Annotated in this window: 23 protein-coding genes and 1 pseudogene; 17 read left to right on the forward strand and 7 right to left on the reverse strand. The window is 60.8% G+C overall.

The features are described 5' to 3' along the window. Nucleotides 1-10 precede the first annotated feature (10 nt). Nucleotides 11-781 carry an electron transfer flavoprotein subunit beta gene (etfB, locus tag AB4N33_RS23830; RefSeq protein WP_476458376.1) on the forward strand — a complete coding sequence of 257 codons (771 nt, stop codon included), beginning with the start codon at nucleotides 11-13 and terminating at the stop codon, nucleotides 779-781. An 87-nt stretch (nucleotides 782-868) separates the two neighbouring features. Further along, the gene (locus tag AB4N33_RS23835; RefSeq protein WP_460120195.1) at nucleotides 869-1,435 is read left to right on the forward strand and encodes a GNAT family N-acetyltransferase; all 567 of its coding nucleotides are present in this window, start codon (nucleotides 869-871) and stop codon (nucleotides 1,433-1,435) included. Nucleotides 1,436-2,069: 634 nt separating this feature from the next. Here AB4N33_RS23835 and gbcA read toward each other — a convergent pair. Further along, on the reverse strand, nucleotides 2,070-3,365 hold the full coding sequence (gene gbcA / locus AB4N33_RS23840) for a glycine-betaine demethylase subunit GbcA (protein WP_460120196.1): 1,296 nt from the start codon (nucleotides 3,363-3,365) through the stop codon (nucleotides 2,070-2,072). A gap of 283 nt (nucleotides 3,366-3,648) precedes the next feature. Between gbcA and gbcB the strand changes: the two genes are divergently transcribed. Together gbcB and AB4N33_RS23850 are read left to right on the forward strand one after the other, a co-directional pair. Further along, nucleotides 3,649-4,749: a glycine-betaine demethylase subunit GbcB gene (gene gbcB / locus AB4N33_RS23845; RefSeq protein ID WP_460120198.1), complete on the forward strand. Its 1,101-nt coding sequence runs from the start codon at nucleotides 3,649-3,651 to the stop codon at nucleotides 4,747-4,749. A gap of 28 nt (nucleotides 4,750-4,777) precedes the next feature. Next, on the forward strand, nucleotides 4,778-4,900 hold the full coding sequence (locus AB4N33_RS23850; protein ID WP_476458377.1) for a hypothetical protein: 123 nt from the start codon (nucleotides 4,778-4,780) through the stop codon (nucleotides 4,898-4,900). Here the strand turns inward: AB4N33_RS23850 and AB4N33_RS23855 are convergent. Beyond that, nucleotides 4,893-5,716: pseudogene (locus AB4N33_RS23855) on the reverse strand (SDR family oxidoreductase). The gene AB4N33_RS23850 and the pseudogene AB4N33_RS23855 sit on opposite strands and share 8 nt — an antisense overlap. A 110-nt stretch (nucleotides 5,717-5,826) precedes the next feature. Beyond that, entirely contained in the window at nucleotides 5,827-6,867 is a 1,041-nt protein-coding gene (locus tag AB4N33_RS23860) for a threonine aldolase family protein (protein WP_460120201.1), read from the reverse strand. 133 nt (nucleotides 6,868-7,000) lie between these two features. Here AB4N33_RS23860 and AB4N33_RS23865 point away from each other — a divergent pair, with 133 nt between their 5' ends. The 8 genes from AB4N33_RS23865 to fdhA all read left to right on the forward strand — a co-directional run bounded on the left by AB4N33_RS23865 (nucleotide 7,001) and on the right by fdhA (nucleotide 16,966). Next, nucleotides 7,001-7,750, forward strand: coding sequence for a TraX family protein (locus tag AB4N33_RS23865; RefSeq protein ID WP_476458378.1), 750 nt, complete (start codon nucleotides 7,001-7,003; stop codon nucleotides 7,748-7,750). A gap of 234 nt (nucleotides 7,751-7,984) precedes the next feature. Continuing rightward, on the forward strand, nucleotides 7,985-9,238 hold the full coding sequence (glyA, locus tag AB4N33_RS23870; protein ID WP_460120204.1) for a serine hydroxymethyltransferase: 1,254 nt from the start codon (nucleotides 7,985-7,987) through the stop codon (nucleotides 9,236-9,238). A gap of 23 nt (nucleotides 9,239-9,261) precedes the next feature. After that, entirely contained in the window at nucleotides 9,262-10,512 is a 1,251-nt protein-coding gene (locus AB4N33_RS23875) for a sarcosine oxidase subunit beta (protein WP_007980419.1), read from the forward strand. A 14-nt stretch (nucleotides 10,513-10,526) separates the two neighbouring features. Then, the gene (locus AB4N33_RS23880) at nucleotides 10,527-10,856 is read left to right on the forward strand and encodes a sarcosine oxidase subunit delta (protein ID WP_368555738.1); all 330 of its coding nucleotides are present in this window, start codon (nucleotides 10,527-10,529) and stop codon (nucleotides 10,854-10,856) included. Further along, complete coding sequence (locus AB4N33_RS23885) at nucleotides 10,853-13,870, forward strand: sarcosine oxidase subunit alpha (RefSeq protein WP_460120206.1); 3,018 nt, start codon at nucleotides 10,853-10,855, stop codon at nucleotides 13,868-13,870. The genes AB4N33_RS23880 and AB4N33_RS23885 overlap by 4 nt, the downstream gene beginning before the upstream one ends. Nucleotides 13,871-14,015: 145 nt before the next feature. Continuing rightward, complete coding sequence (locus AB4N33_RS23890) at nucleotides 14,016-14,648, forward strand: sarcosine oxidase subunit gamma (RefSeq protein ID WP_460120208.1); 633 nt, start codon at nucleotides 14,016-14,018, stop codon at nucleotides 14,646-14,648. A gap of 142 nt (nucleotides 14,649-14,790) precedes the next feature. Next, nucleotides 14,791-15,648 (forward strand): formyltetrahydrofolate deformylase, encoded by an 858-nt coding sequence (gene purU / locus AB4N33_RS23895; protein WP_460120210.1) that lies wholly within the window; start codon nucleotides 14,791-14,793, stop codon nucleotides 15,646-15,648. A gap of 118 nt (nucleotides 15,649-15,766) precedes the next feature. Continuing rightward, the gene (gene fdhA, locus AB4N33_RS23900) at nucleotides 15,767-16,966 is read left to right on the forward strand and encodes a formaldehyde dehydrogenase, glutathione-independent (protein ID WP_027617107.1); all 1,200 of its coding nucleotides are present in this window, start codon (nucleotides 15,767-15,769) and stop codon (nucleotides 16,964-16,966) included. Between the two features lie 172 nt (nucleotides 16,967-17,138). Here the strand turns inward: fdhA and AB4N33_RS23905 are convergent, their stop codons facing one another. After that, nucleotides 17,139-17,435 carry a DUF6124 family protein gene (locus tag AB4N33_RS23905; RefSeq protein WP_476458379.1) on the reverse strand — a complete coding sequence of 99 codons (297 nt, stop codon included), beginning with the start codon at nucleotides 17,433-17,435 and terminating at the stop codon, nucleotides 17,139-17,141. A gap of 548 nt (nucleotides 17,436-17,983) precedes the next feature. Between AB4N33_RS23905 and AB4N33_RS23910 the strand changes: the two genes are divergently transcribed. Continuing rightward, nucleotides 17,984-18,532 (forward strand): DUF2780 domain-containing protein, encoded by a 549-nt coding sequence (locus AB4N33_RS23910; protein ID WP_476458380.1) that lies wholly within the window; start codon nucleotides 17,984-17,986, stop codon nucleotides 18,530-18,532. A 1-nt stretch (nucleotide 18,533) separates the two neighbouring features. Here AB4N33_RS23910 and AB4N33_RS23915 read toward each other — a convergent pair whose 3' ends face one another. Then, entirely contained in the window at nucleotides 18,534-19,421 is an 888-nt protein-coding gene (locus AB4N33_RS23915) for an acyltransferase (RefSeq protein WP_476458381.1), read from the reverse strand. Nucleotides 19,422-19,689: 268 nt separating this feature from the next. Here AB4N33_RS23915 and rloA2 point away from each other — a divergent pair, with 268 nt between their 5' ends. Next, on the forward strand, nucleotides 19,690-20,193 hold the full coding sequence (gene rloA2, locus AB4N33_RS23920) for a retropepsin-like aspartic peptidase RloA2 (RefSeq protein WP_460120218.1): 504 nt from the start codon (nucleotides 19,690-19,692) through the stop codon (nucleotides 20,191-20,193). A gap of 44 nt (nucleotides 20,194-20,237) precedes the next feature. On the opposite strand, the gene AB4N33_RS23925 is transcribed toward rloA2, so the two are convergent. Then, nucleotides 20,238-21,317, reverse strand: a complete 1,080-nt coding sequence (locus tag AB4N33_RS23925; RefSeq protein ID WP_460120220.1) for an RHS repeat-associated core domain-containing protein — start codon at nucleotides 21,315-21,317, stop codon at nucleotides 20,238-20,240. Between the two features lie 167 nt (nucleotides 21,318-21,484). On the opposite strand from AB4N33_RS23925, the gene creB reads away from it, so the two are divergent. The 3 genes from creB (at nucleotide 21,485) to creD (ending at nucleotide 25,126) form a co-directional block, all read left to right on the forward strand. Then, nucleotides 21,485-22,165, forward strand: a complete 681-nt coding sequence (creB, locus tag AB4N33_RS23930) for a two-component system response regulator CreB (protein WP_476458382.1) — start codon at nucleotides 21,485-21,487, stop codon at nucleotides 22,163-22,165. Further along, complete coding sequence (gene creC, locus AB4N33_RS23935; protein ID WP_476458383.1) at nucleotides 22,165-23,583, forward strand: two-component system sensor histidine kinase CreC; 1,419 nt, start codon at nucleotides 22,165-22,167, stop codon at nucleotides 23,581-23,583. The genes creB and creC overlap by 1 nt, the downstream gene beginning before the upstream one ends. Nucleotides 23,584-23,755: 172 nt before the next feature. Next, the gene (gene creD, locus AB4N33_RS23940) at nucleotides 23,756-25,126 is read left to right on the forward strand and encodes a cell envelope integrity protein CreD (protein ID WP_476458384.1); all 1,371 of its coding nucleotides are present in this window, start codon (nucleotides 23,756-23,758) and stop codon (nucleotides 25,124-25,126) included. 220 nt (nucleotides 25,127-25,346) lie between these two features. Here the strand turns inward: creD and AB4N33_RS23945 are convergent, their stop codons facing one another. Beyond that, on the reverse strand, nucleotides 25,347-26,012 hold the full coding sequence (locus AB4N33_RS23945) for a glutathione S-transferase (RefSeq protein WP_476458385.1): 666 nt from the start codon (nucleotides 26,010-26,012) through the stop codon (nucleotides 25,347-25,349). Nucleotides 26,013-26,085 lie beyond the last annotated feature (73 nt).

Raw genomic sequence — 26,085 nt, forward strand, 5'->3', positions numbered from 1 at the left:
GGAAAGGGTTATGAGCACGAAAATCGTCAGCCTGGTGTCCATCGGCGCCCACCCGACCTCCGGCCGTCCACGCCGTGCGGAGCAGGATGCGCGGGCAGTGGAACTGGGCCTGCAACTGGCTGGGGATAACTTGCAGGTGCTGCATGCCGGGGACGTCGCAGAACCTGCGTTACGGGCCTACCTGGGCATGGGGCTGGAGCAGATGCATGTACTCGAGCAACCGGCGGGTGCCGACGCGCTGCCGGCGCTGACCGCTTACCTGCGTGACGCAGGCGCCCAGGTGGTGCTGACCGGCAGCCAGGCGGAAACCGGCGAAGGCTCGGGCATGCTGCCGTTTTTGCTGGCGGAGGGCCTTGGCTGGCCGCTGGTGGTGGGGCTGGCGCAGGTGGAATCCATCGACGGCAGTTCGGCCCTGGTGCTCCAGGCGTTGCCACGTGGTCAACGTCGTCGCCTGAAGGTGCGTCTGCCATTCCTGGCCACTGTGGATAACGCGGCGCCCAAGCCACGCCAGAGCGCCTATGGTCCGGCGCGGCGCGGTGTGTTGCAGGCCGATGACGTAGAAGTGGTCGACGATGAGCTTCTGGCGGTGGCGACCCTGCAACCGGCCAAGCCGCGACCCAAACGCCTCAAGGTGATCAAGGCCAAGAGCGGCGCCGACCGCATGAAAGCCGCCACGGCCAAGGCCAGCGGCGGAGGGGGGCAGGTGCTCAAGGGCGTGAGTGCGCAGGCCGGTGCCGAGGCGATTCTCAAGTTGTTGATCGAGGAAGGTGTGGTGCGCTGATTGCTTTGACGTTGAATATCCAATGTGGGAGCGGGCAAGCCCGCTCCCACAGGGATCCCCATAAAGTCTCCCACTTGGAAACACCCAATGACCGTCGAATTCCGTCCAGCCCTGCGCAGCGACGCGCGGGAGATTGCCCGTCTGTTTCAGATTTCCTCTGAAGGTGCCTCCGATTACATCTGGAGCCAGCTCGCCGAACCCGGCCAGGACCTGCTGGACGTGGGCGCCGTTCGCTACGCCCGCGACGACGTGGACTTCTCGTACCAGAACTGCCTGATTGCCGAAGCGAACGGCGAAGTGATCGGCATGATGCACAGCTATGTCATGCGCCATGACCCCCTGGCAGAACCCACCACCGATCCGGTGCTCGCGCCCTATGCCACTATGGAAATACCCGACACCCTCTACATCTCCAGCCTGGCGCTGCATGAGGGCTGGCGCGGCCAGGGCCTGGGCAAGGAGTTCCTCGCCTACGCCTACGACCGCGCCAACCAGCTCGGCCTCAACGGCCTGAGCCTGATCGACTACGCCGCCAACACTGGGGCCCGGCGTTTCTACGAGCGCCACGGCTTTCGCATCGTCGATACCTGCCAGATCACGCCGCATCCGATGATTCGGGTGACCGGTGAGGCGTACTTGATGTATCGGCCATAGAACTCCAGTTAGGCAGCTATTCGTCGGGGCTACGACTGCTCGACATGGATTACTCACAAACGCTGTTGGCGCATCTGTGGATAAGATGTTTGCTATCGCCCCAAAGCCTCTAAAAACGGGTCTTTCATGAAGTTGATCAAAAAATAGCCAAAGTGGCTCATTTACTCTCCGAACGCACTGAAAACCTTTGTTTTTCAATGTCCGTGGCACTTTTCCACAGCGGCGCAAAAGTTGCCCCCAAAGTCTGTTGGTGCTTCTGTGGATAACGTGTTCGCCATCCTCTACAGGCCTTGTATATAGAGGGCCACAGAGGTTTGATCAAAAAGTAGCCATTGGTTATCCAAAGACATGCTTTTGGATAAGTCACGGATTTTCTTCAGTTTCTGTGAATGGAAATGGTCAGGTATCCACAGTTGTCCCCAGTTGCTGTGGGTGGAGGTGTGGATAACTTGTTTGCGGAAGGCTGGGAGGTGCGGCGGGCTTAGTGCTGAATGGAGTAGGTTAAATTTCGTACAGTTCTATCCCTTGAGATGTTTGGTGATTGGAAAGATGCCATCGCGGGCAAGCCCGCTCCTACAGGGGGATTTTCGCAGAACCTGTGGGAGCGGGCTTGCCCGCGAAGCTCTTGCTGTTGTTAACCGCTGACTGCGACACCCTTGAGGTAAGGCGCAGGCTCAGCCCCGAGGTTGTTGAGCATGCGGCCGCTGTACCAGTCGATGAAGTTCACCACACCGAACTCATAGGTCTTGGAGTAGGGGCCTGGTTGGTAGGCCGACGAGTTGATACCGCGCTGGTTTTCTTCGGCCAGGCGACGGTCTTGATCGTTGGTGGCGTCCCAGACCTGGCGCATGCGCTCCACGTCATAGTCCACACCTTCGACCGCGTCCTTGTGCACCAGCCACTTGGTGGTGACCATGGTTTCCTGGGCGCTGATCGGCCAGACGGTGAACACGATGATGTGGTCGCCCATGCAGTGGTTCCACGAGTGCGGCAGGTGCAGGATGCGCATCGAGCCCAGGTCCGGGTTCTTGATGCGGCCCATCAGTTTGGCGCAGCCCTGTTTGCCGTCCATGGTCATCGACACGGTGCCTTTGAGCAGCGGCATGCGCACGATGCGGTTGCGCAGGCCGAAGCTGGCGTGGGCGTAAGGGATCTTTTCCGCTTCCCAGGCGGCAGCGGAGGCGGCAACGTGGTCCTTGAACGCCTGGTCGGCACGTGGATCGGTAACGTCGTCCCATTCCAGCAGGGTTTTGAGCAGTTCCGGGTGCGACGCGTTGCAGTGGTAGCACTCGCGGTTGTTTTCCAGCACCAATTTCCAGTTGGCCTTCTCCATCAAGGTGGTTTGCACCGCCACCTTGGTGTTTTCCATGTCGTACGGTTCCATGTAGTGGTTGAGCGTCGACAGGAACTCGTCGATGGCCGGCGGGTTTTCCGCCAGGCTGATGAAGATATAGCCGCCTGCGGTTTTCACGTTCACAGGCTTGAGGCCGTATTGCTTCATGTCGAAGTCGGCACCCATTTCGGTGCCGGCGAACAACAGGCGACCGTCGAGTTCGTAGGTCCACTGGTGGTAGTGGCAAACCAGTTTGGCGACCTTGCCCTTGTCGCTGGTGCACAGGCGCGATCCACGGTGGCGGCAGACGTTGTGGAAGGCATGAACCACGCCTTCAGCGCCGCGGATGACGATGATCGGGTTCTTGCCGACCTGCAGGGTCAAGTAGTTGCCCTTGGCCGGGATCTCGCAGGTCATGCCGGCGATCAGCCACTCTTTCTGGAAGATCTCCTGCATGTCGATATCGAACAGGCGCTCGTCGGAGTAGAACGGCTGGGGCAGCGAGAAGGTGCGCTCACGCTCTTGCAGCATCTGGGCGGTGGCCTTGCGTGCGGGTTCCAGCGGATCGCCCAGGCTCAGGGTAGTGGTGACGTCCATCGTTGTGATCCTCAAGGCCATTCTGTGTGGCCAGCGAAAGTGGCTAATCAGGGTTGCTACGCAAGGGTTTGAATGTCTGTCTTGGTATGGGGCGAGTGTGGGGCCGGCGTTGCTCGCAACCTTATCCATGGGCGACATGGCCCAATCTGTTCCCGACGCGCAACCCCCGGTGGTTATGGGCTGGTCGCGATAAGTATGTGAATGTCGCTGGTAGGTAAATGGGCGGTTTGCGCTATACGCAGAATCGCCACCATACGGCCGACCATCGGCTACGGAGAACAGCATGTCCAATAACTTCCTGAACACGGTAACCACCCAGACCTGGGCCAACGGCCGTCATATCGTGCGTTGCGTCAAAGTCATCCAGGAAACCTGGGACGTGCGCACCTTCTGCTTCATGGCCGACCAGCCGATCATGTTCTTCTTCAAGCCGGGGCAGTTCGTCACCCTGGAACTGGAAATCGAAGGCCAGCCGATCATGCGGTCGTACACCATTTCAAGTTCGCCATCGGTGCCTTACAGCTTCTCGGTGACCATCAAGCGCGTACCGGGCGGCAAGGTGTCGAACTGGTTGCACGACACCCTGCATGAAGGCCAGGAGCTGGCGGTGCACGGGCCGGTCGGGCTGTTCAATGCCATCGACTTCCCGGCGCCGAAAGTGCTGTACCTCAGCGGCGGTGTCGGCATCACGCCGTGCATGTCCATGGCTCGCTGGTTCTATGACACCAATGGCAACGTGGACATGGTGTTTATCCACAGCGCCCGCTCGCCCAAAGACATCATTTACCACCGCGAGCTGGAGCACATGGCGTCGCGCATCGATAACTTCAGCCTGCACCTGATCTGCGAAAAGCATGGTCTGGGTGAACCCTGGGCCGGTTATCGCGGTTACCTGAACCACAAGATGCTCGAACTGATGACCCCGGACTTCATGGAGCGCGAAGTGTTCTGCTGCGGCCCGACGCCCTACATGAACGCGGTCAAGCGGATGCTTGAGTCCGCTGGCTTCGACATGAAGCGTTATCACGAGGAATCCTTCGGCGCGACGCCGGAAGAGGCCCGGGCCGACGCGGTGGAACAGGCCGAGCAGGCGGCGGATGCGCCGGAAGTCGATGCCGCGGACCTGCATCAGGTGGAATTCATTTCTTCGGGCAAGAGCATTCGTGTGGCGCCGGGCGAAACCGTGCATGCGGCGGCGGCCAAGGTTGGCCTGCTGATCCCCAAGGCCTGCGGCATGGGCATCTGCGGCACCTGCAAAGTGCTGAAGCTGGGCGGCGAAGTCGAGATGGAACACAACGGCGGGATCACCGAGGAAGACGAAGCTGAGGGGTATATCCTGTCGTGCTGCAGCGTGCCCAAAGGCGATGTGCGGATCGAATTCTGATAGTCCCCTGCTTTCTGTAGGAGCGAGCATGTCGAGGCGTCGAACCATCGCGATGGTCGTCAACGATGACGCTGGCTGTCTGAATGCCAGCGGTGCCTGGGCTTCCATCGCGAGCAAGCTCGCTCCTACAGGGTTCGGTGGGTTCAGTTGATGAATAAATCCGGCATCAACGGGGCGCTGCTGTCCGGTTCGAATCGGTAGTGGTTGAACTCGGTCACGCCGTTCTCACGCAGCACCTGCTCATCGATCAACAAACGCCCGGTCAGTGTTCGGCCAGAGCTGCCGAGAATCACGTGCGCGGCATCGGCCATGATCGCCGGGGTCCTGGCGTGCTTGAATGATTCGCGCGAGCCCAGTTGGAACTCGATGGCCGCGGTGGCGATCATGGTTTGCGGCCACAGCGAATTGACGCTGATCCCGACGTGACGAAATTCCTCGCTCATCCCGAGGGTCAGCATGCTCATTCCGTATTTGGTCACGGTGTATGGGCTGTATTGGGCGAACCACTTCGTGTCCAGGTTCAGCGGCGGGGACAGGTTGAGAATGTGCCCGGCGGATTTCTTCAGGTAGGGCAGGGCAGCCTGGCTGCATAGCAATACCGCGCGAGTGTTGATCTGATGCATCAGGTCGAAGCGCTTGAGCTCCAGGTGCGCAACGCCAGTCAGCTTGATGGCGCCTGCGTTGTTGACCAGCGCATCGATACCGCCGAAATGTTCATTGGCCTGCGCCAGGGCCTGATGCACGGCGACCTCGTCACGCACATCCACTTGCAGGGCCAGCGCCCTGCCGCCGGCGGCTCGACTTCCTCGGCCACGCTGTAAATCGTCCCGGGTAACTTGGCGTGCGGCTCGGCACTCTTGGCGGCAATCACGATGTTGGCGCCATCGCGCGCAGCGCGCAGGGCAATCTCACGACCAATCCCACGGCTGGCGCCGGTAATGAACAGGGTTTTGCCTTGCAAGGACATGCGCGTGCTCCTGATTATTGTTATTCGAGCAAAGGCTCGAGAAACAATGTAGACGAAGTCTTCAGTCGCACCGCCGCTCCCACAGGGATGAGTGATTTCTCAGTTAGTGCTCAGCGAGTCATCACTTCGCGGATATCGGCGGCCAGTTCGCGGACGCGGTCTTCCTCGGTGTCCCAGGAGCACATGAAGCGAGCGCCGCCCTTGCCGATGAAGGTGTAGAAACGCCAGCCCTTGGCAGTCAGGGCAGCGATGGCCGGTTCCGAGAGTTGCAGGAACACGCCGTTGGCCTGCACCGGGAACATCAGTTCTACCCCTGGAATGTCGCTGACCAGTTCGGCGAGCAATTGCGCGCAGCGATTGGCGTGGCGGGCATATTTGAGCCAGGCGTCGTTTTCCAGGATGCCGACCCAGGGCGCCGAGAGGAAGCGCATTTTCGAGGCCAGTTGTCCGGCCTGTTTGCAGCGGTAGTCGAAGTCTTCCGCCAGTTTGTGGTTGAAGAACAGAATGGCCTCGCCCACCGCCATGCCGTTTTTCGTACCGCCAAAACACAACACGTCGACGCCGGCCTTCCAGGTCAGGTCGGCGGGCGTGCAGCCCAGGTACGCGCAAGCGTTGGAGAAACGGGCACCGTCCATGTGCAGGTTCAGGCCCAGTTCCTTGCAGGTGGCGCTGATGGCGCGGATTTCTTCCGGGGTGTAGACGCTGCCGACTTCGGTGGCCTGGGTCAGGGTCACCACCCGCGGTTTGGGGTAGTGGATGTCCTGGCGCTTGAGGGCGACCTCTCGGATCGATTCCGGGGTCAGCTTGCCGTTTTCGGTGCCGGCGATCAGCAGTTTGGAACCGTTGGAGAAAAACTCCGGCGCGCCGCATTCATCGGTTTCGACGTGGGCGGTTTCCGAGCAGATCACGCTGTGGTAACTCTGGCACAGCGACGACAGGGCCAGGGAGTTGGCGGCGGTGCCATTGAAGGCGAAAAACACTTCGCAGTCGGTTTCGAACAATTTGCGGAATTGATCGGACGCGCGGGCGGTCCATTCATCGTCGCCGTAGGCGCGCTGGTGGCCATGGTTGGCCTGCTCCATCGCCGCCCAGGCTTCAGGGCAGATACCGGAATAGTTATCGCTGGCGAATTGTTGGCTCTTATCGGTCATGGCCCTGCTTTCCGTGGTCGAGACGCCTATGGTGAAGCGGCTCAAGGTCATTGATGGTGCGCACTCTACCGAAGATCATCCGGGGAGCACACGGGATGCGTCAGACAAACAAACTCAAGGACGACGGGCAATTATGCACATGACGCACAGGGATGGGGCACTGGATTTGCTCAAGTGGCTGGCGCTGCTGAGCATGGTGCTCGATCACCTGCGATATGTCGGGTTCTCCGCCGATTGGCTGTACGTGCCGGGGCGATTGGCGTTCCCATGGTTCTGCCTGGCGATGGCGGCCAATTTGGCGCGCGGGCCGGCCGTCGTCACCGGGCAATGGCGCTACCTGGGCTGGCTGGTGCTGTTCAGTGCGGTGAGCGAGATCCCCTATCGGCTGTTCATCGCCGATGCCGACACCTTGAACGTACTCCCCACCCTGGCACTGGGGCTGTTGGTGGCGCGGGGCTGGCAGGCGCCGGGTTTACAGGCACGGGCATTGGGGGTGTCGGCCATGGTGCTGGCGCTGGTGTTTTCGGGACAACTGATGTTCGGCGTGTTTGGCGTGTTGTTGCCGCTGGCGACGCTGCTGGTGTATCGCAAACCCTGGTATTTCGCCCTGTTGCCGGGGCTGGTGTGCCTAGCGGCGAATCAATGGTCGGTGCTGTATCACTCGATTCGCCTGGGCAGCCCCGTCGCGATGGCGGCCGTTATCGCGTGCCTGATTGCGCCATGGCTGGGACTGTTCCTGTTGCGACATGCGCAGGGCGTAAAACCACCGCCGATGCGGCGGTGGGCGTATGCGCTTTATCCGGGGCATTTCCTAGGTCTCTATGCAGTACGAGCCTTTGTGGGAGCGGGCTTGCTCGCGATAGCGGTGTATCAGCCAACATAGATGCAGCTGACCCGCCGCAATCGCGGGCAAGCCCGCTCCCACAAGGTTTTGAGTTGTTCCCGGTGTCACGTTCTGTCTCGGCTGTTTACGCCATGTCGTAAACGCGCCTTTGCGTGGCGTCCGTAGGCATTTGGCCTCTCGACGCCGGCCATACCATCGCATTCAAAGGGCACTGCCGAAAAACCGGTGCCTCACCGAGACGAATGGCGCACAGATGCCGCTGGGAGAGACGCGATGTTCAGCAAGCAAGACCAGATCCAGGGTTACGACGATGCACTGCTGGCGGCGATGAATGCCGAGGAGCAACGTCAGGAAGATCACATCGAGCTGATCGCGTCGGAGAACTACACCAGCAAACGTGTCATGCAAGCCCAAGGCAGCGGCCTGACCAACAAATACGCCGAAGGCTACCCGGGCAAGCGCTACTACGGTGGCTGCGAGCACGTGGACAAGGTCGAAGCCCTGGCCATCGAACGCGCCAAACAACTGTTCGGCGCCGATTACGCCAACGTGCAGCCGCACTCCGGTTCCTCGGCCAACAGCGCCGTGTACCTGGCCCTGCTGCAAGCCGGCGATACCATCCTGGGCATGAGCCTGGCCCACGGTGGTCACCTGACCCACGGCGCCAAAGTCTCGTCCTCGGGCAAGCTGTACAACGCCGTTCAATACGGCATCAACACCGATACCGGCCTGATCGATTACGACGAAGTCGAGCGTCTGGCCGTTGAATGCAAGCCGAAGATGATCGTTGCCGGGTTCTCGGCCTACTCCAAAACCCTGGATTTCCCACGCTTCCGCCAGATCGCCGACAAGGTGGGGGCGTTGCTGTTCGTCGACATGGCCCACGTGGCCGGCCTGGTCGCTGCTGGCCTGTATCCGAACCCGATTCCGTTCGCTGACGTGGTCACCACCACCACCCACAAGACCCTGCGCGGTCCACGTGGCGGCCTGATCCTGGCCAAGTCCAACGAAGAAATCGAGAAGAAGCTCAACGCCGCCGTATTCCCCGGCGCCCAGGGCGGCCCGCTGATGCACGTGATTGCGGGCAAGGCCGTGTGCTTCAAGGAAGCTTTGGAACCAGGCTTCAAGGCCTATCAGCAACAAGTGATCGAGAACGCCCAGGCCATGGCCGGCGTGTTTATCAAACGCGGCTACGATGTAGTGTCCGGCGGCACCGATAACCACCTGTTCCTGGTCAGCCTGATCCGTCAGGGCCTCACCGGCAAGGACGCAGACGCCGCCCTCGGTCGCGCCCACATCACCGTGAACAAGAACGCCGTGCCGAACGACCCGCAGTCGCCGTTCGTTACCTCCGGCCTGCGTATCGGCACCCCGGCGGTGACCACGCGCGGTTTCAAGGTGACCCAGTGCGTCACGCTGGCCGGCTGGATCTGCGACATCCTCGACAACCTCGGCGATGCCGATGTCGAGGCCAACGTCGCCGAGCAGGTATCGGCCCTGTGCGCAGACTTCCCGGTTTATCGCTGAGTGCAGTTTTGGAGTAAATGACTATGCAACGCTACTCAGGCTTCGGCCTCTTCAAGCACTCTCTGAGCCATCACGAAAACTGGCAGCGCATGTGGCGCACGCCCACACCCAAGAAGGTCTACGACGTGGTCATCGTCGGTGGCGGCGGGCATGGCCTGGCGACTGCCTACTACCTGGCCAAGGAACACGGCATCACCAATGTGGCCGTGGTCGAAAAGGGCTGGCTGGGCGGCGGTAACACCGCGCGCAACACCACCATCGTTCGCTCCAACTACCTGTGGGACGAGTCGGCGCACCTGTACGAACACGCGATGAAACTGTGGGAAGGCCTGTCCCAGGACCTCAACTACAACGTGATGTTCTCCCAGCGCGGCGTCTACAACCTGTGCCACACGCTGCAGGACATTCGCGATTCCGAGCGCCGGGTCAGCGCCAACCGCCTCAATGGCGTGGATGGTGAGCTGCTCGATGCCAAGCAGGTCGCCGACGAAATTCCGTACCTGGACTGCTCGAAAAACACCCGCTACCCGGTGATGGGCGCCACCGTCCAGCGTCGCGGCGGCGTGGCTCGTCACGATGCGGTGGCCTGGGGCTTTGCCCGGGCTGCCGACGCCCTGGGCGTGGACCTGATCCAGCAGACCGAAGTGATCGGTTTCCGCAAGGAAAACGGCGTGTGCATCGGTGTCGAAACCAACAAGGGTTTCATTGGCGCCAAGCGCGTCGGCGTGGTGACCGCCGGTAACTCCGGGCACATGGCCAAGCTGGCCGGTTTCCGCCTGCCGATCGAATCGCACCCGCTGCAAGCGCTGGTGTCCGAGCCGATCAAGCCGATTATCGACAGCGTGATCATGTCCAACGCCGTGCACGGTTACATCAGCCAGTCCGACAAGGGCGACCTGGTGATCGGCGCCGGTATCGACGGCTACAACGGCTACGGCCAGCGCGGTTCGTACCCGGTGATCGAGCACACAATCCAGGCCATCGTCGAGATGTTCCCGGTGCTGTCGCGGGTGCGCATGAACCGTCAGTGGGGCGGCATCGTCGACACCACTCCGGATGCCTGCCCGATCATTTCCAAAACCCCGGTCCCGAACATGTTCTTCAACTGCGGTTGGGGCACCGGTGGCTTCAAGGCGACACCTGGCTCGGGCAACGTATTTGCCGCGAGCCTGGCCAAGGGTGAAATGCACCCATTGGCCGCCCCTTTCTCCATCGACCGTTTCCACAACGGTGCGTTGATCGATGAACACGGCGCTGCTGCGGTTGCCCACTAACAGGAGAAATCCCCATGTTGCATATCTTCTGTCCTCACTGCGGCGAACTGCGCTCCGAAGAGGAATTCCACGCATCCGGCCAGGCGCACATCCCGCGTCCACTGGACCCCAACAGCTGCACCGACGAGGAGTGGGGCGACTACATGTTCTTCCGCGACAACCCTCGCGGCCTGCACCATGAACTGTGGATCCACGCCGCCGGTTGCCGTCAGTACTTCAACGCCACCCGCGACACCGTGACCTACGAGATTCTGGAAACCTACAAGATCGGCACCAAGCCCCAATTCACCGACAAGACCGAGAGCCCGAAAGCGGCCGCCACGGCTCTGGGAGAGAAGGTATGAGCCAGACCAATCGCCTGTCCAACGGCGGACGGATCGACCGCAACAAAGTCCTGAGCTTCACCTTCAACGGCCAGAGCTACAAAGGTTTTGAAGGCGACTCGCTGGCCGCAGCGCTGCTGGCCAACGGCGTTGACATCATCGGTCGCAGCTTCAAATATTCGCGCCCACGCGGTATTTTCGCTGCCGGTGCCGAAGAGCCGAACGCGGTGCTGCAGATCGGCGCCACCGAAGCCACGCAAATCCCGAACGTGCGCGCCACTCAACAAGCGCTGTACCAAGGCCTGGTCGCCACCAGCACCAACGGCTGGCCAAGCGTGAACAACGACATGATGGGGATTCTCGGCAAGGTCGGCGGCAAGCTGATGCCTCCGGGCTTCTACTACAAAACCTTCATGTACCCGCAATCGTTCTGGATGACTTACGAAAAGTACATCCGCAAGGCGGCGGGCCTCGGCCGTTCGCCGACCGAGAACGATCCGGACACCTACGACTACATGAACCAGCACTGCGACGTGCTGATCGTCGGCGCCGGCCCCGCAGGCCTGGCCGCTGCACTGGCGGCTGCGCGCAGCGGCGCCCGGGTGATCATCGCCGATGAACAGGAAGAGTTCGGCGGCAGCCTGCTCGACTCCCGCGAAAGCCTGGACGGCAAGCCGGCCATGGAATGGGTCGCCAGCGTCATTTCGGAACTCACGAACACACCGGACGTGCTGCTGTTGCCGCGCGCTACCGTCAACGGCTACCACGACCATAACTTCCTGACCATTCACGAGCGCCTGACCGATCACCTGGGCGATCGCGCCCCGATTGGCCAGGTTCGCCAGCGCATCCACCGGGTTCGCGCCAAGCGCGTGGTCCTGGCGACCGGTGCTCACGAGCGTCCATTGGTTTACGGCAACAACGACGTGCCGGGCAACATGCTGGCCGGCGCGGTGTCGACTTACGTCCGTCGTTACGGCGTGGCACCGGGCAAGAAACTGGTGCTCTCGACCAACAATGACCACGCCTACCGCGTGGCCCTGGATTGGCTCGATGCCAGCCTGCAAGTGGTGGCCATCGCCGACGCCCGCAGCAACCCGCGCGGTGCGTTGGTGGAAGAAGCGCGCGCCAAAGGCATTCGCATCCTGACCGGCAGCGCCGTGATCGAGACCCGTGGCACCAAACGCGTGACCGCTGCCCGCGTGGCCGCGATCGATGTAAAAGCCCATGCGGTGACCAGCCCGGGCGAATGGCTCGATTGCGACCTGATTGCCAGCTCCGGTGGTTACAGCCCGGTGGTTCACCTGGCCTCGCACTTGGGTGGCAAGCCGATCTGGCGTGAAGACATCCTCGGTTTCGTACCGGGCGAAGCACCGCAGAAGCGCGTGTGCGTCGGTGGCATCAATGGTGTCTACGCGCTGGGTGATTCCCTGGCCGACGGTTTTGAAGGAGGCGCTCGTGCGGCCAGCGAAGCCGGTTTCGCCGTGGTCGAAGGCACCTTGCCCAAAGCCCTGAGCCGTCTCGAAGAACCGACCCTGGCGCTATTCCAAGTGCCGCACGAGAAGAACTCGGCGCGTGCACCGAAGCAATTCGTCGACCTGCAAAACGATGTGACGGCGGGGGGTATCGAACTGGCGACCCGCGAGGGCTTCGAGTCGGTCGAACACGTCAAACGCTACACCGCGCTGGGCTTCGGCACCGACCAGGGCAAGCTCGGCAACGTCAACGGCCTGGCCATCGCCGCCCGTTCGCTGAACGTGACCATCCCGCAGATGGGCACCACCATGTTCCGTCCGAACTACACGCCGGTGACCTTCGGCGCCGTGGCCGGTCGTCACTGTGGGCACATCTTCGAGCCAGTGCGTTTCACCGCGCTGCATCACTGGCACGTGAAGAACGGCGCCGAGTTTGAAGACGTCGGTCAGTGGAAGCGTCCGTGGTACTTCCCGAAAAACGGTGAAGACATCCACGCGGCGGTCAAACGCGAATGCAAAGCCGTGCGCGACAGCGTCGGCCTGCTGGACGCCTCGACCCTGGGCAAGATCGACATCCAGGGGCCGGACGCGCGTGAGTTCCTCAACCGCATCTACACCAACGCCTGGACCAAGCTGGACGTGGGCAAGGCGCGTTACGGCCTGATGTGCAAGGAAGACGGCATGGTGTTCGACGACGGCGTAACCGCCTGTCTCGCCGACAACCATTTCGTCATGACCACCACCACCGGCGGCGCGGCACGTGTGCTGCAATGGCTGGAAATCTACCAGCAGACCGAATGGCCTGACCTGAAGGTGTACTTCACCTCCGTGACGGATCACTGGGCGACCATGACCCTGTCCGGGCCGAACAGCCGCAAGCTGCTCAGCGAAGTCACCGACGTTGATTTGAGCAACGAAGCGTTCCCGTTCATGACCTGGAAAGAAGGCCTGGTGGGTGGCGTGCCGGCGCGTGTGTTCCGGATTTCGTTTACCGGTGAGCTGTCGTACGAAGTCAACGTGCAGGCCGATTACGCGATGGGCGTGCTCGAGAAAATCGTCGAGGCTGGCAAAAAGTACAACCTGACGCCGTACGGTACCGAAACCATGCACATCCTGCGGGCCGAGAAGGGCTTCATCATCGTCGGCCAGGACACCGACGGCTCGATGACCCCCGATGACCTGAACATGGGCTGGTGCGTGGGTCGCACCAAACCGTTCTCGTGGATCGGCCAGCGCGGCATGAACCGTGAAGACTGCGTACGTGACCAGCGCAAGCAACTGGTGGGCCTCAAGCCGGTCGACCCGACCAAATGGCTGCCGGAAGGTGCGCAACTGGTGTTCAACACCAAGCAGTCGATCCCGATGACCATGGTCGGCCACGTCACCTCCAGCTACCTGCACAACTCCCTGGGCTATTCGTTTGCCATGGGCGTGGTCAAGGGTGGGCTGAAGCGCCTGGGTGAGCGCGTGTTCGCACCGCTGGCCGACGGCAGCGTGATCGAGGCAGAGATTGTTTCTTCGGTGTTCTTTGATCCGAAGGGTGAGCGCCAGAACGTTTAACACCACAGTCCCTGTGGGAGCGGGCTTGTCGGCCCGCCGCATCGCCGCGATAGCGTCAGGCCAGACAAAACAACTGTGACTGACATACCGCTATCGCTGGCAAGCCAGCTCCCACAGAGAACACAGAATTCAGAAAGGGTGCCTTATGACCGCAGCCAACGTTTACCAACAACGCCCAACCACCGGGGCTAAAGCCGAGTCGTCGCTGCATCATGCCGACCTCGCCAGCCTGGTGGGCAAGGGTCGCAAGAGCGCCGGCGTGACCGTGCGCGAGAAAAAACTTCTGGGCCACCTGACCATTCGTGGCGATGCTCATGACGCCGCGTTCGCCACCGGCGTGCACAAGGCCCTGGGCATCGAGCTGCCGGGTGCGCTGACCGTCATCGTCAAGGGCGAGACCAGTCTGCAATGGATGGGCCCGGACGAATGGCTGCTGATCGTGCCGAGCGGTGAAGAATTCGAGGCCGAGAAAAAGCTGCGTGAAGCCCTGGGCGATCTGCACATCCAGATCGTCAACGTCAGCGGCGGCCAGCAGATCCTCGAACTGAGTGGCCCCAACGTGCGCCAGGTGCTGATGAAGTCCACCAGCTACGACGTACACCCCAACAGTTTCCCAGTGGGCAAGGCCGTTGGCACCGTGTTCGCCAAGTCGCAACTGGTGATCCGCCACACCGCCGAAGACACCTGGGAACTGCTGATCCGCCGCAGCTTCTCGGACTACTGGTGGCTGTGGCTGCAAGATGCCTCGGCCGAGTACGGCCTGGCCGTGCAGCCCTGATGACTGCTCTTCCTGTAGGAGCGAGCATGCTCGCGATGGTGGCCCAGACACCGCTGGTATTCAGAAAGCCAACGTCATCGTTGAAGACCATCGCGAGCATGCTCGCTCCTACAGGCCACTTTCGCTTCTGGAGTCACCCGCTATGAGCCGCGCCCCAGACACATGGATCCTGACCGCCGACTGCCCCAGCGTACTCGGCACCGTGGACGCGGTGACCCGCTTTCTGTTCGAGCAGGGCTGCTACGTCACCGAGCACCATTCGTTCGATGACCGGCTCTCGGGCCGCTTTTTCATTCGAGTGGAATTCCGTCAGCCCGACGGCTTCGACGAACAGTCTTTCCGCGCCGGCCTGCAAGAGCGTGGCGAGACGTTCGGCATGGTCTTCGAACTGACGCCGCCGCATTACCGGCCGAAAGTGGTGATCATGGTCTCCAAGGCCGATCACTGCCTCAACGACCTGCTTTATCGCCAGCGAATCGGCCAGTTGTCGATGGACGTGGCGGCGGTGGTGTCCAACCATCCGGATCTCAAGCCGCTGGCCGACTGGCACCAGATTCCGTACTACCATTTCCCCCTGGACCCGAACGACAAGCCGTCGCAAGAGCGCCAGGTATTGCAGGTGATCGAAGAGGCCGGTGCCGAACTGGTGATCCTTGCGCGCTACATGCAGGTGTTGTCGCCGGAACTGTGCCGCAAGCTCGATGGCAAGGCGATCAACATCCATCACTCCCTGCTGCCCGGGTTCAAGGGCGCCAAGCCTTACCACCAGGCTTACAACAAGGGCGTGAAGCTGGTCGGCGCGACGGCGCATTACATCAACAACGACCTGGACGAAGGCCCGATCATCGCCCAGGGCGTGGAGGTGGTGGATCACAGCCATTACCCGGAAGACTTGATCGCCAAGGGGCGGGATATCGAAGGCCTGACGTTAGCGCGGGCGGTGGGGTATCACATCGAAAGAAGAGTGTTCCTCAACGCGAACAGGACAGTCGTTTTATAGCTGCAAGCCTTTAGCTCCAAGCCGCAAGAAAACGCGGTGTGTACACTTCTTGCGGCTTGTAGCTTGCCGCTGGAAGCTCAACCACGCTCTATCCAACAACAATTACAGAGGTGATGGCATGTCTGGCAATCGTGGTGTGGTGTATCTCGGCGCTGGCAAGGTCGAAGTACAGAAAATCGACTATCCGAAAATGCAGGACCCGCGCGGCAGGAAGATCGAGCACGGTGTCATCCTGCGTGTGGTGTCCACCAACATTTGTGGTTCCGACCAGCACATGGTGCGTGGCCGTACCACCGCTCAAACCGGTCTGGTCCTGGGTCACGAAATCACCGGTGAAGTGATCGAGAAGGGCAGCGACGTCGAGAACCTGAAAATCGGCGATCTGGTGTCCGTGCCGTTCAACGTGGCTTGCGGGCGCTGCCGTTCCTGCAAGGAGCAACACACCGGCGTGTGCCTGACCGTCAACCCGGCCCGTGCCGGTGGCGCTTACGGCTACGTCGACATGGGCGACTGGACCGGCGGCCAGGCCGAATACGTGCTGGTGCCGTACGCTGACTTCAACCTGCTGAAACTGCCGGACCGCGACAAGGCCATGGAGAAAATCCGCGACCTGACCTGCCTCTCCGACATCCTGCCCACCGGCTACCACGGTGCCGTCACCGCCGGTGTCGGCCCAGGCAGCACCGTGTACATCGCCGGTGCGGGCCCGGTCGGCCTGGCCGCTGCCGCTTCGGCGCGCCTGCTGGGTGCGGCGGTGGTGATCATCGGCGACGTCAACACCATCCGCCTGGCCCACGCCAAGGCCCAGGGTTTTGAAATCGTCGACCTGTCCAAGGACGCGCCGCTGCACGAGCAGATCGCCGCGCTGCTGGGCGAGCCGGAAGTGGATTGCGCAGTGGACTGCGTGGGCTTCGAAGCCCGTGGCCACGGCCATGACGGCGTGAAACACGAAGCCCCGGCTACCGTGCTCAACTCCCTGATGGGCGTGGTACGCGTGGCCGGCAAAATCGGCATCCCCGGCCTCTACGTCACCGAAGACCCGGGCGCTGTCGACGCTGCCGCCAAAATGGGCAGCCTGAGCATCCGCTTCGGCCTGGGCTGGGCCAAATCCCACAGCTTCCACACCGGCCAGACCCCGGTGATGAAGTACAACCGTGCGCTGATGCAAGCCATCATGTGGGACCGCATCAACATCGCCGAAGTGGTGGGCGTGCAGGTGATCAGCCTGGACCAGGCACCGGAAGGCTACGGCGAGTTCGATGCCGGCGTGCCGAAGAAGTTTGTGATCGACCCGCACAAGATGTTTAGTGCGGCGTAAGTAATACGCGCAAGGAAAAGGGCGACGCAATGTCGCCCTTTTCTATTGGCCCGCCCCCGCCCCTGTAGGAGCGAGCATGCTCGCGATGGACTCGAAAACGCCACGGGGTGTCAGGTACCCAGCGTTATCGTTGACGGCCATCGCGAGCAAGCTCGCTCCTACAGGGGTTTTTTCAGGCAATTGGGTCGAGTTGATCCAGCACGCGGTTCACCGAGATTTCCGCCAGCATTACGATTTGCGCGATGCCTAGCAGGGTGTTGCGGCCGGCGCCGGTTTCGCGGTCGGCGAGGTCCAGGGTGATGACGTTGGCCGAGGCCAGTGATTCGCTGATACTGCCGAGCAGGTCCTGGACATGGACTTTGGGATTGACGCTGTACATCGAACACGGTTTGCGGGGTTTGGCTTTGATGTCGGCGGCGGAGAGTGGGGTTTCGTCGGTGTCGGGTGAATCTGGTTTGGCCTTGCGCATCGGAGGGACCTCTGTTGGATGCCTTCCCCTGTGTGCCGCTAAGCGAAGTGGGGTGGCAGCTGCACGCAGGTTAGCGGACCGGGATCCCTCAGCCGGTGCGCCCGAAGGCGCCCTGCGTGCAGCCACCATGAAACCGCAGGCATGGGGAGATGCCTGTTCGGTGGACGCATGTGCAAGCTGGGGGATCGTCGGCCGCTAAGCCCGACCACTGAGGTTCAGTGGCGAGTCAACGATAAAGCCGCCGTCCTGGCTGCACTAGCCGGCGGATTCTGGGTGGGGCGTAGGGAACGACGCAAGGTTTTGTGGCTTTCAGGAAGTAACTGGAGGTGGTTTTAAACATCACCGATAAACAGGGAGGATTTCTGACGGCTTTTGCCTTTGGGTGATTATTTCCAGAGGGTTATCGGGAAAGCTCTGACAGCTTCGGTGTGCTGGCGGCCGTCTTCGCGGGCAAGCCCGCTCCCACAGGGAACAATACCTGCCGATCCCAGTCCAACGAACTGTTTCAACCGCCCATTCCCGGGCGGTTTTTCGTTGAGGGTGTCTGGATGAAGGTTTCACGCGGTTTGGTACTGGCATCGCTCATGACTCTGGCCGCCGGGCCAGTGTTTGCGCAGTTCAGCCTGGGCGATGCGGCCAATGCCATTGCAGGCATGAAAGGTGACAACGCTGCCACAGAGGCCGCGCCGACCTCCGAGACGGCCGATCTGCTCGGCGCGCTCAGCCAGTTGGACGTGACCCCGCAACAAGCCGTCGGCGGCGCCGGGGCGATGCTCGGTCTGGCCAAAAATCAGTTGAGCACCACCGACTACGCCGAACTGGCCAAGAGTGTGCCGGGCATCGACAAGTTGTCGGGCGGCGGCGAGCTGGGCGCGCTGGCCAGCCTGCTCGGTTCCAATGGCAAGGCCGCCGGCCTCGACAACGCCTTGGGCAACGTCAAGGACACCAACGACCTGAACAATGCTTTCAGCGCGTTGGGCATGGACAGCGGCATGATCGGCCAGTTTGCCCCGGTGATTTTGCAATACCTGGGTCAGCAGGGCGTTGGCGGCTCACTGCTGCAAAGCCTGGGCGGTATTTGGGGCTCCGGCAGCTGATTCAGCGGCTTTCGCTGCGCAGGGCGGCGATGCGCTGGTCTTTCTCGGTCCAGAGCTGGTTGACCCAGTTCTGCACCGATTCGCGAAACACCGGGTCATTTTCGTAATCGCCCTGCCACAGCGCCGGGTCGAGTTCGCGGGTGTGGATGTCGATGATCACCCTCGGCACGTTGCCGCTGATCAGGTCCCAGAACCCCGGGATCTTCGCCTGCGGGTAAACCACCGTCACATCGAGAATCGCGTCCAGCTGTTCACCCATCGCCGCCAGTACGAACGCCACGCCGCCCGCCTTGGGCTTGAGCAGGTGGCTGAACGGTGATTGCTGCTGGGTGCTTTTTGCCGGGGTGTAACGGGTGCCTTCCAGGTAATTCACCACGGTCACCGGCTGGCGCTTGAACAGTTCGCAGGCGGCCTTGGTGATTTCCAGGTCCTTGCCCGCCAGCTCCGGATTTTTAGCGAGAAACGCCTTGGTGTAGCGCTTCATGAACGGGTAATCCAGCGCCCACCACGCCAGCCCCAGGAACGGCACCCAGATCAGTTCTTTCTTGAGGAAGAACTTGAAGAACGGTGTGCGTCGGTTGAGTGTCTGGATCAGCGCCGGGATATCGACCCAGGATTGATGGTTGCTGATCACCAGGTACGAAGTGTCGCGCTGCAGCCCATCGTCGCCGCGAATGTCCCATTGGGTCGGGATGCACAGGTGAAAGATCAGTTTGTCGATTTCCGACCAGGTCTCGGCGATCCACATCACCGCCCCGGACGCGTAGTCGCGAAAGCGGCCGGGCAGCACCAGCTTGAGCAGGGCAAACACCATCAACGGCCCGATCAGGATCAGGGTGTTGAGCAACAGCAGCAGGGCGACGAAACAGCCAGTGAGCAGGCGGCGCATGGGTGACTCTTGAAAGCGGTTGAGCGGGCCATGATAAGCAGGTTCGGGTGGGAGGCCAAATTGGCGGTGACAAATGTTTCACCTGGCTATCGTTAAGCTCACAGAAATTTGGCCAGACATGTCGGCCCCTTCGCGAGCAAGCCCGCTCCCACAGCGGCGACGCGATACCTGTGGGAGCGGGCTTGCCCGCGATAGCGATTTCAGCGCGAACCAATCCCTCGCTGACGGTCTAAAATCCCGCTGCCCCTTTCTAAAGGACACCGATCACGTGAAATCTTTACTCGCAATTTTGTCCCTCGTCGCCCTGCCAGTCATGGCCGCCGAACCCACCCTGTACGGCCGCTACGAATACATCGCCCTGCCGGAAATCGGCGGTGAAGTGCTCAAGGCGAAAATGGACACCGGCGCCCTGACCGCCTCCCTGTCGGCCAAGGACATCGAAACCTTCACCCGCGACGGCGAAGACTGGGTGCGGTTCCGCCTGGCCACCAAGGGCGCGAGCAACAAGGTGTACGAGCACAAGATCGCGCGCATCAGCAAGATCAAGACCCGCTCCGAAGAGGATGACGACGAAGAAGTGGCGTCACCGACCAAGCGCCCGGTGGTCGACCTGGAACTGTGCCTGGGCAACGTCAAGCGCACCGTCGAGGTCAACCTCACCGACCGCAGCAGCTTTAACTATCCATTGCTGATCGGCGCCAAGGCGTTGCGCGAGTTTGGCGCGGCGGTGAACCCGGCTCGGCGATACACTGCGGATAAGCCGGATTGTTGAGAGGGGGATACTCGTTTCCCCCTCTCTGTGGGGCATCCGGTCCCTCACTGATTTTTCAGCGCATCTTCGTATGAGGGTGGCGGTGGCCTGTGAAAAAAATCACCTGCTGAAGGATCTTCCAAAAGCCTGGAAGAGGGCAATCCGCCTGACCAGGTATTTCGCAGGTCACGGTTCAATTCGATGTAGTCTCTTGTCTGCTCAATAAGCCCACTGTAGTAATCATGGTTAAAATTATTTTTAGCACCAAATGCTGCCTGCAGGTCTGTTAATGCCACTTCCCGTGCAATCAATAATTTAATATTTTCATCCACCAGTTCATGCGGGGAGTCTGAAAAAATCTCATGTGGGTTCGATTTAAGTTGATTGGTCAAAGAAGATTTTTTTGTAAAATATTGCTTTGGAGTGAGCTTTGCTTTTTTTGCGAGTTTGGCGACTGCTTTTTCTCCTCCGAGCCTTTCGAGGGATTCATTAAGCAGGCGTACCGTCGTGTCAGTGAGCTTTCTAGAAGGGTGCGTAGTGGTGGATCTCTTCGATAAATTTTTATTGAGACCCTTGAGCAGTGAATTAAACCACGACCCTTTGCTAAACCAGAACCGACCATTTGGATCACGTCGGTTGATAGGATCACCCGCGCAATAAACATATGCATTAATGCCCCCGCGGCCAAAAGGGCTCCACCTGTCCGGGCTATTGAATCTCATTAATACTGGATTGAACGCGCGGTAGCCGTTGCCTAAAGGGTAGTGTCCGGTAATAGTGTCTGGTCGTTCGCCGTTATAATTAAGTAGGCTTAACTGACCTCTACAGGCAGGATGAAAACCGTAGGGTGAATAAGCAATGGCCTGTAACTGAGTCACATCCATTGCTTTTAGTATTGAGAATTGTTGGTCGGCTGCCAGCAAGGCCGTAGTTGTCTTGCCATTTTCTTGGCAAAGTTCAGCCAAAGGTTGTTTAGCGTTTTGAAAAAAACTGGTTTGCAGGTTGCCTTGGAGCTCCGTACAAATTTGGTTTTTGCGGTAAAAGCGCTGCAACGGTGAGCCACCCGGGTATGAAAATCCGGTCTGACGGTCCAATGGGTCGTAGCTGTAAAGGCACAGAAGTCTTTGAACAGATGAGCCCGACATGGCGATTTTCTCTTGCAATGCGTGTTGACTGGAGCACGCAGCATTGACGTATTTCTATTTTTTGGCCACTAGCAGAACTGATAGTCACGCTGACTCACTCTAGTGGATTGACGTCCACCGCCCCTTGGTTCACCGTTCGCCCACTCCACTGACCGGGCTCGGACGCCATGCCTCATATCCTGATTGTCGAAGACGAAGCGGCGATTGCCGATACGCTGATTTTTGCCTTGCAGGGCGAGGGTTTCAGCACCACGTGGCTGACCCTTGGAGCGGCGGCGCTGGAGCATCAGCAACAGACGCCGGCGGACCTGATCATTCTTGACGTCGGCCTGCCTGACATCACAGGTTTTGAAACCTGCAAGCAATTGCGGCGTTTCTCCGAGGTCCCGGTGATTTTTCTCACGGCGCGGGACGCGGAGATCGATCGGGTGGTGGGCCTGGAGATTGGCGCTGACGATTACGTGGTCAAACCGTTCAGCCCCCGCGAGGTGACGGCGCGGGTTCGGGCGATCCTCAAGCGCGTGGCGCCGAGAACGACCGTTGAAACAGATTCCACACTTTTTCGTATCGACCCTGAGCGGGTGCAGATCAGTTATCGCAGCCAGCCGCTGACCCTGACCCGTCACGAATTCCGCCTGCTGCAATGCCTGCTCGAGCAACCCGAGCGGGTGTTCAGCCGCGAGCAGTTGCTCGATGCGCTTGGCGTGGCTCCTGACGCCGGTTACGAACGCAGCATCGACAGCCACATCAAGAGCGTGCGCGCCAAGTTGCGCGGGGTGAAGGCCGACGCCGAGCCGATCCAGACCCATCGCGGGCTCGGTTACAGCTACAGCCCGGGTAACAGCTGATGTCGCTGGGCATCCGGATTTTCCTGGTGTATGTGCTGTTCGTTGGCCTGACCGGTTATTTCGTGCTGAGTACGGTGATGGAGGAAATCCGCCCCGGCGTGCGCCAGTCCACGGAGGAAACCCTGGTGGACACGGCCAACCTGATGGCGGAGATCCTGCGCGACGACTTCAAGGCCGGCACCCTCAACCAGAACCGCTGGCCGCAGTTGCTCAAGGCCTACGGCGAACGGCAGCCGAAGGCGAGCATCTGGGGTTTGCCGAAAAATCAGGTCAACCATCGCATCTACGTCACCGACGCCAAGGGCATCGTGGTGCTGGATTCCAGCGGCACGGCTGTCGGCCAGAATTACTCGCGCTGGAACGATGTGTACCTGACCCTGCGCGGCGAGTACGGTGCGCGTTCGACTCGCAGCGATCCGAACGATGCCAGCTCTTCGGTGATGCACGTGGGCGCGGCGATTCGCGACAACGGCCAGATCATAGGCGTGGTCACGGTGGCGAAGCCCAATAGTTCGCTGCAGCCCTATGTGGATCGCACCGAGCGTCGGTTGTTGGCCTATGGCGCCGGGTTGATCGGCTTGGGCCTGTTGTTCGGCGCGTTATTGTCGTGGTGGCTGAGTGCAGCATTGCGACGCCTGACCGCATATGCGCAGGCGGTGAGCGAGGGGCGACGGGTTGAGGTGCCGCACTACCGTGGCGGCGAGCTGGAGCAACTGGCGACGGCCGTGGAACAGATGCGCACCCAGCTCGAGGGCAAGGCTTACGTGGAGCGTTACGTGCACACCCTTACCCATGAATTGAAAAGCCCGCTGGCGGCGATTCGCGGTGCGGCGGAGCTGTTGCAGGGCGAGATGCCGTTGACGCAACGCCAGCGCTTTGTCAGCAACATCGACAATGAAAGCGTGCGGATGCAGCAGTTGATCGAGCGGTTGTTGAATCTGGCGCTGGTGGAACAACGTCAGGGGCTGGAAGAGCGCGTGGCGGTACCGCTGGCGGGTCTGGTGGATGAGTTGCTGGGTGCTCAGGCCGGGCGTATCGAAGGCAAGCAGTTGCGCGTGGAACGGGCTATTCCTGATGATCTGCTGGTGAACGGTGAGCCGTTCCTGCTGCGCCAGGCGCTGGCGAATCTGCTGGAAAATGCCCTGGATTTCACGCCGGTTCAGGGGCTGTTGCGTTTCAGTGCCGCACGAGTTGGCGGGCAGGTCGAATTTAAACTGTTCAACCAGGCTGAAGCGATTCCCGACTATGCATTGCCGCGTTTAAGTGAGCGTTTCTATTCGCTGCCGCGTCCGGACAGTGGGCGCAAGAGCACCGGGTTGGGGCTTAATTTTGTCGAGGAAGTGGCCAAGTTGCATGGTGGAGTGTTGAGGATCGGCAATGTTGAGGGTGGGGTGGAAGTCACCTTGTGCTTGCCTTGAGACCGAGTTGCCGCCATCGCGACGGTTCGACGCTTCGACAAGCTCGCTCCTACAGGTGAGCGCGGTTCTTGTAGGATCGGGCCCACCCTGTCTCCACACAATCTCCATAAACCCCACATAAAGCGCCCACATACCGGGCCCAGACTCTCCCTATCCAAACAGGGAGAGTCCCATGAACCGCAATCTGACCTTGAAACTCGGGGCCATTGCCCTGCTGATTTTGCTGCTGCTGATCCCGCTGTTGATGATCAACGGCGTCATCCAGGAGCGCCAGCAACTGCGTGACGGTGTGCTGGAAGACATCGCCCGCAGCTCCAGCTACAGCCAGCAATTGAGCGGGCCGCTGATGGTGGTGCCGTATCGCAAGGTGGTACGTACCTGGAAACTCAACGAAAAGACCAACAAGCGTTATCAGGAGGTGGGCGAGGAGCGCGGTCGCCTGTACTTCCTGCCGGAGCGCTTCGAACTCGACGGCGAGGTGGCCACCGAACTGCGCGCCCGGGGTATTTATCAGGCGCGACTGTTCCATGTTGACAATCGCATCAACGGGCATTTTTCCCTGCCGGCGCAACTGGGCATCAAGGAGGACTTTGCCGATTACCAGTTCGACCAGCCGTTCCTGGCGGTGGGCATCAGCGACATTCGCGGCATCGAGAACGCCCTGAAACTCGAACTCAACGGCCAGCGCCTGGACTTCGTGCCGGGCAGTCAGGTGGGGTGGCTGGGCGAGGGTGTTCACGTGATGTTGCCGGCGCTGGATGCGAAACAAAACACCGAGCTGGCATTCGCGTTCAACCTGAAGCTGCAAGGCACCGGGCAGTTGCAGGTGCTGCCTGTGGGCAAAACCAGCAGCGTATCCCTGACCGCCAACTGGCCGCACCCCAGCTTCATCGGCAACTACCTGCCGGCCAAGCGTGACATCACCGACCAAGGCTTCTCCGCCGAATGGCAAACAACGTTTTTCTCCACCAACCTGCAAGAAGCCCTGAACGATTGCGTGCTGCGCCGCAGCTGCGAAGCGTTCAATGGCCGCAGCTTCGGGGTGAGCTTCATCGACCCGGTGGATCAGTATTTGAAAAGCGACCGGGCGATCAAGTACGCGCTGCTGTTCATCGTCCTGACCTTCGCTGGCTTCTTCCTCTTCGAAGTGCTGAAAAGCCTCGCGGTGCACCCAGTGCAGTACGCGTTGGTGGGGGTGGCCCTGGCGTTCTTCTACCTGCTGTTGCTGTCGTTGTCCGAACACATCGGCTTCGCCCTGGCCTATCTCGCGTCGGCCAGTGCCTGTGTGGTGTTGATCGGCTTCTACGTCTGCCACGTGCTGCACAGCTTGCGCCATGGCTTGAGCTTCTCGGCAGGGTTGGCGGCTTTGTATGGCCTGCTTTACGGGTTGCTGAGCGCCGAGGACTACGCGTTGTTGATGGGCTCGGGGTTGTTGTTTGGGTTGCTCGGGGTGTTCATGGTGCTGACCCGAAAGCTGGATTGGTATGGGGTGGGCCAGAAGGTGGCCAAGCCGGTGGCGTTTGATCTGGGAGAGGTGAAATGAGCCGGTCGCTGGGGTTGCGGGAGGATCAGCGAGAAGGGGAGAGGCTGGTGGTATTGGTCTGTGAGTTGTTTGCGTCGGAGCCGGTGGGATGGCATCGCGAGCAGATCGAATCGTCGCCCCGTCGCTCCCTCCTTAGATCGAGCCGTGAGCAACAACGCGATCAACTGTGGGGGCGACGATTCGACTTGCTCGCGATGAGGCCAACCCTGTCAGCGAAAACCTAAACCTTGGGCATCGTTGCCACCATCGACGGCCGCTGGCTCACGTCGAAATACCAGGCGGCCAACTGCGGGTTGGCCTCGCGCCAGGCCAGGTCCGGGTGGCGCAGATCGATGTAGCCCAGGGCACACGCGACGCTGATGGCGGCCACGTCGAAGTGGCTGGTCAGTTCGGCGATCGCGTCTTTTTCCAGCAGGGCCAGGGCGCGGCGGATTTTGTCGCGCTGGCCATCGAGCCACTCGGCCCAGTGTTTTTGCGGGGCACGCAGGGCGACTTCGTAACGGACCAGCACGGCGGCGTCCATGATGCCGTCGGCCATCGAGGCCAGGGTCAGGCGGCGCCAGCGGGCCGAGCCCTCGCGGGGGATCAGCGGGTTGCCGACGTGCTGGTGGTCGAGGTAGTCGAGGATCACCCGGCTGTCGTGGATGACGCTGCCGTCGGCGAGGCGCAGGGCCGGGATTTTGCTCAGCGGGTTGTCGTCGATCAGCGCCTGGTCCGGGTCGACCGGGGTGAGTACGCAGTTTTGCAGCGCGACGCGGTCCTGCTGGCCGGTTTCGTGCAGCAGCACCATGACTTTGCGAACGAAGGGCGAGAGGGGGTTGTGGTACAGGGTCATGCTCGGGGTGGACATGGCTGCGTCTCGGGCGGTGGCGGAGGTGGGCAGCATAGCGTGTTGGGGCAGGGGCTTGAATACTCCACCGCCCTGTAGGAGCAGCCGGTCGACGCTCGATTGCTCGCGA

This window comes from Pseudomonas sp. S1_E05 (assembly GCF_056337105.1).

Bases quoted from the DNA above. Each gene is read 5' to 3' on its own strand.
- etfB (WP_476458376.1), top strand. From the start codon at position 11: ATGAGCACGAAAATCGTCAGCCTGGTGTCCATCGGCGCCCACCCGACC.
- AB4N33_RS23835 (WP_460120195.1), top strand. From the start codon at position 869: ATGACCGTCGAATTCCGTCCAGCCCTGCGCAGCGACGCGCGGGAGATT.
- gbcA (WP_460120196.1), bottom strand. From the start codon at position 3,365: ATGGACGTCACCACTACCCTGAGCCTGGGCGATCCGCTGGAACCCGCA.
- gbcB (WP_460120198.1), top strand. From the start codon at position 3,649: ATGTCCAATAACTTCCTGAACACGGTAACCACCCAGACCTGGGCCAAC.
- AB4N33_RS23850 (WP_476458377.1), top strand. From the start codon at position 4,778: ATGTCGAGGCGTCGAACCATCGCGATGGTCGTCAACGATGACGCTGGC.
- AB4N33_RS23860 (WP_460120201.1), bottom strand. From the start codon at position 6,867: ATGACCGATAAGAGCCAACAATTCGCCAGCGATAACTATTCCGGTATC.
- AB4N33_RS23865 (WP_476458378.1), top strand. From the start codon at position 7,001: ATGCACATGACGCACAGGGATGGGGCACTGGATTTGCTCAAGTGGCTG.
- glyA (WP_460120204.1), top strand. From the start codon at position 7,985: ATGTTCAGCAAGCAAGACCAGATCCAGGGTTACGACGATGCACTGCTG.
- AB4N33_RS23875 (WP_007980419.1), top strand. From the start codon at position 9,262: ATGCAACGCTACTCAGGCTTCGGCCTCTTCAAGCACTCTCTGAGCCAT.
- AB4N33_RS23880 (WP_368555738.1), top strand. From the start codon at position 10,527: ATGTTGCATATCTTCTGTCCTCACTGCGGCGAACTGCGCTCCGAAGAG.
- AB4N33_RS23885 (WP_460120206.1), top strand. From the start codon at position 10,853: ATGAGCCAGACCAATCGCCTGTCCAACGGCGGACGGATCGACCGCAAC.
- AB4N33_RS23890 (WP_460120208.1), top strand. From the start codon at position 14,016: ATGACCGCAGCCAACGTTTACCAACAACGCCCAACCACCGGGGCTAAA.
- purU (WP_460120210.1), top strand. From the start codon at position 14,791: ATGAGCCGCGCCCCAGACACATGGATCCTGACCGCCGACTGCCCCAGC.
- fdhA (WP_027617107.1), top strand. From the start codon at position 15,767: ATGTCTGGCAATCGTGGTGTGGTGTATCTCGGCGCTGGCAAGGTCGAA.
- AB4N33_RS23905 (WP_476458379.1), bottom strand. From the start codon at position 17,435: ATGCGCAAGGCCAAACCAGATTCACCCGACACCGACGAAACCCCACTC.
- AB4N33_RS23910 (WP_476458380.1), top strand. From the start codon at position 17,984: ATGAAGGTTTCACGCGGTTTGGTACTGGCATCGCTCATGACTCTGGCC.
- AB4N33_RS23915 (WP_476458381.1), bottom strand. From the start codon at position 19,421: ATGCGCCGCCTGCTCACTGGCTGTTTCGTCGCCCTGCTGCTGTTGCTC.
- AB4N33_RS23925 (WP_460120220.1), bottom strand. From the start codon at position 21,317: ATGTCGGGCTCATCTGTTCAAAGACTTCTGTGCCTTTACAGCTACGAC.
- creB (WP_476458382.1), top strand. From the start codon at position 21,485: ATGCCTCATATCCTGATTGTCGAAGACGAAGCGGCGATTGCCGATACG.
- creC (WP_476458383.1), top strand. From the start codon at position 22,165: ATGTCGCTGGGCATCCGGATTTTCCTGGTGTATGTGCTGTTCGTTGGC.
- creD (WP_476458384.1), top strand. From the start codon at position 23,756: ATGAACCGCAATCTGACCTTGAAACTCGGGGCCATTGCCCTGCTGATT.
- AB4N33_RS23945 (WP_476458385.1), bottom strand. From the start codon at position 26,012: ATGCTGCCCACCTCCGCCACCGCCCGAGACGCAGCCATGTCCACCCCG.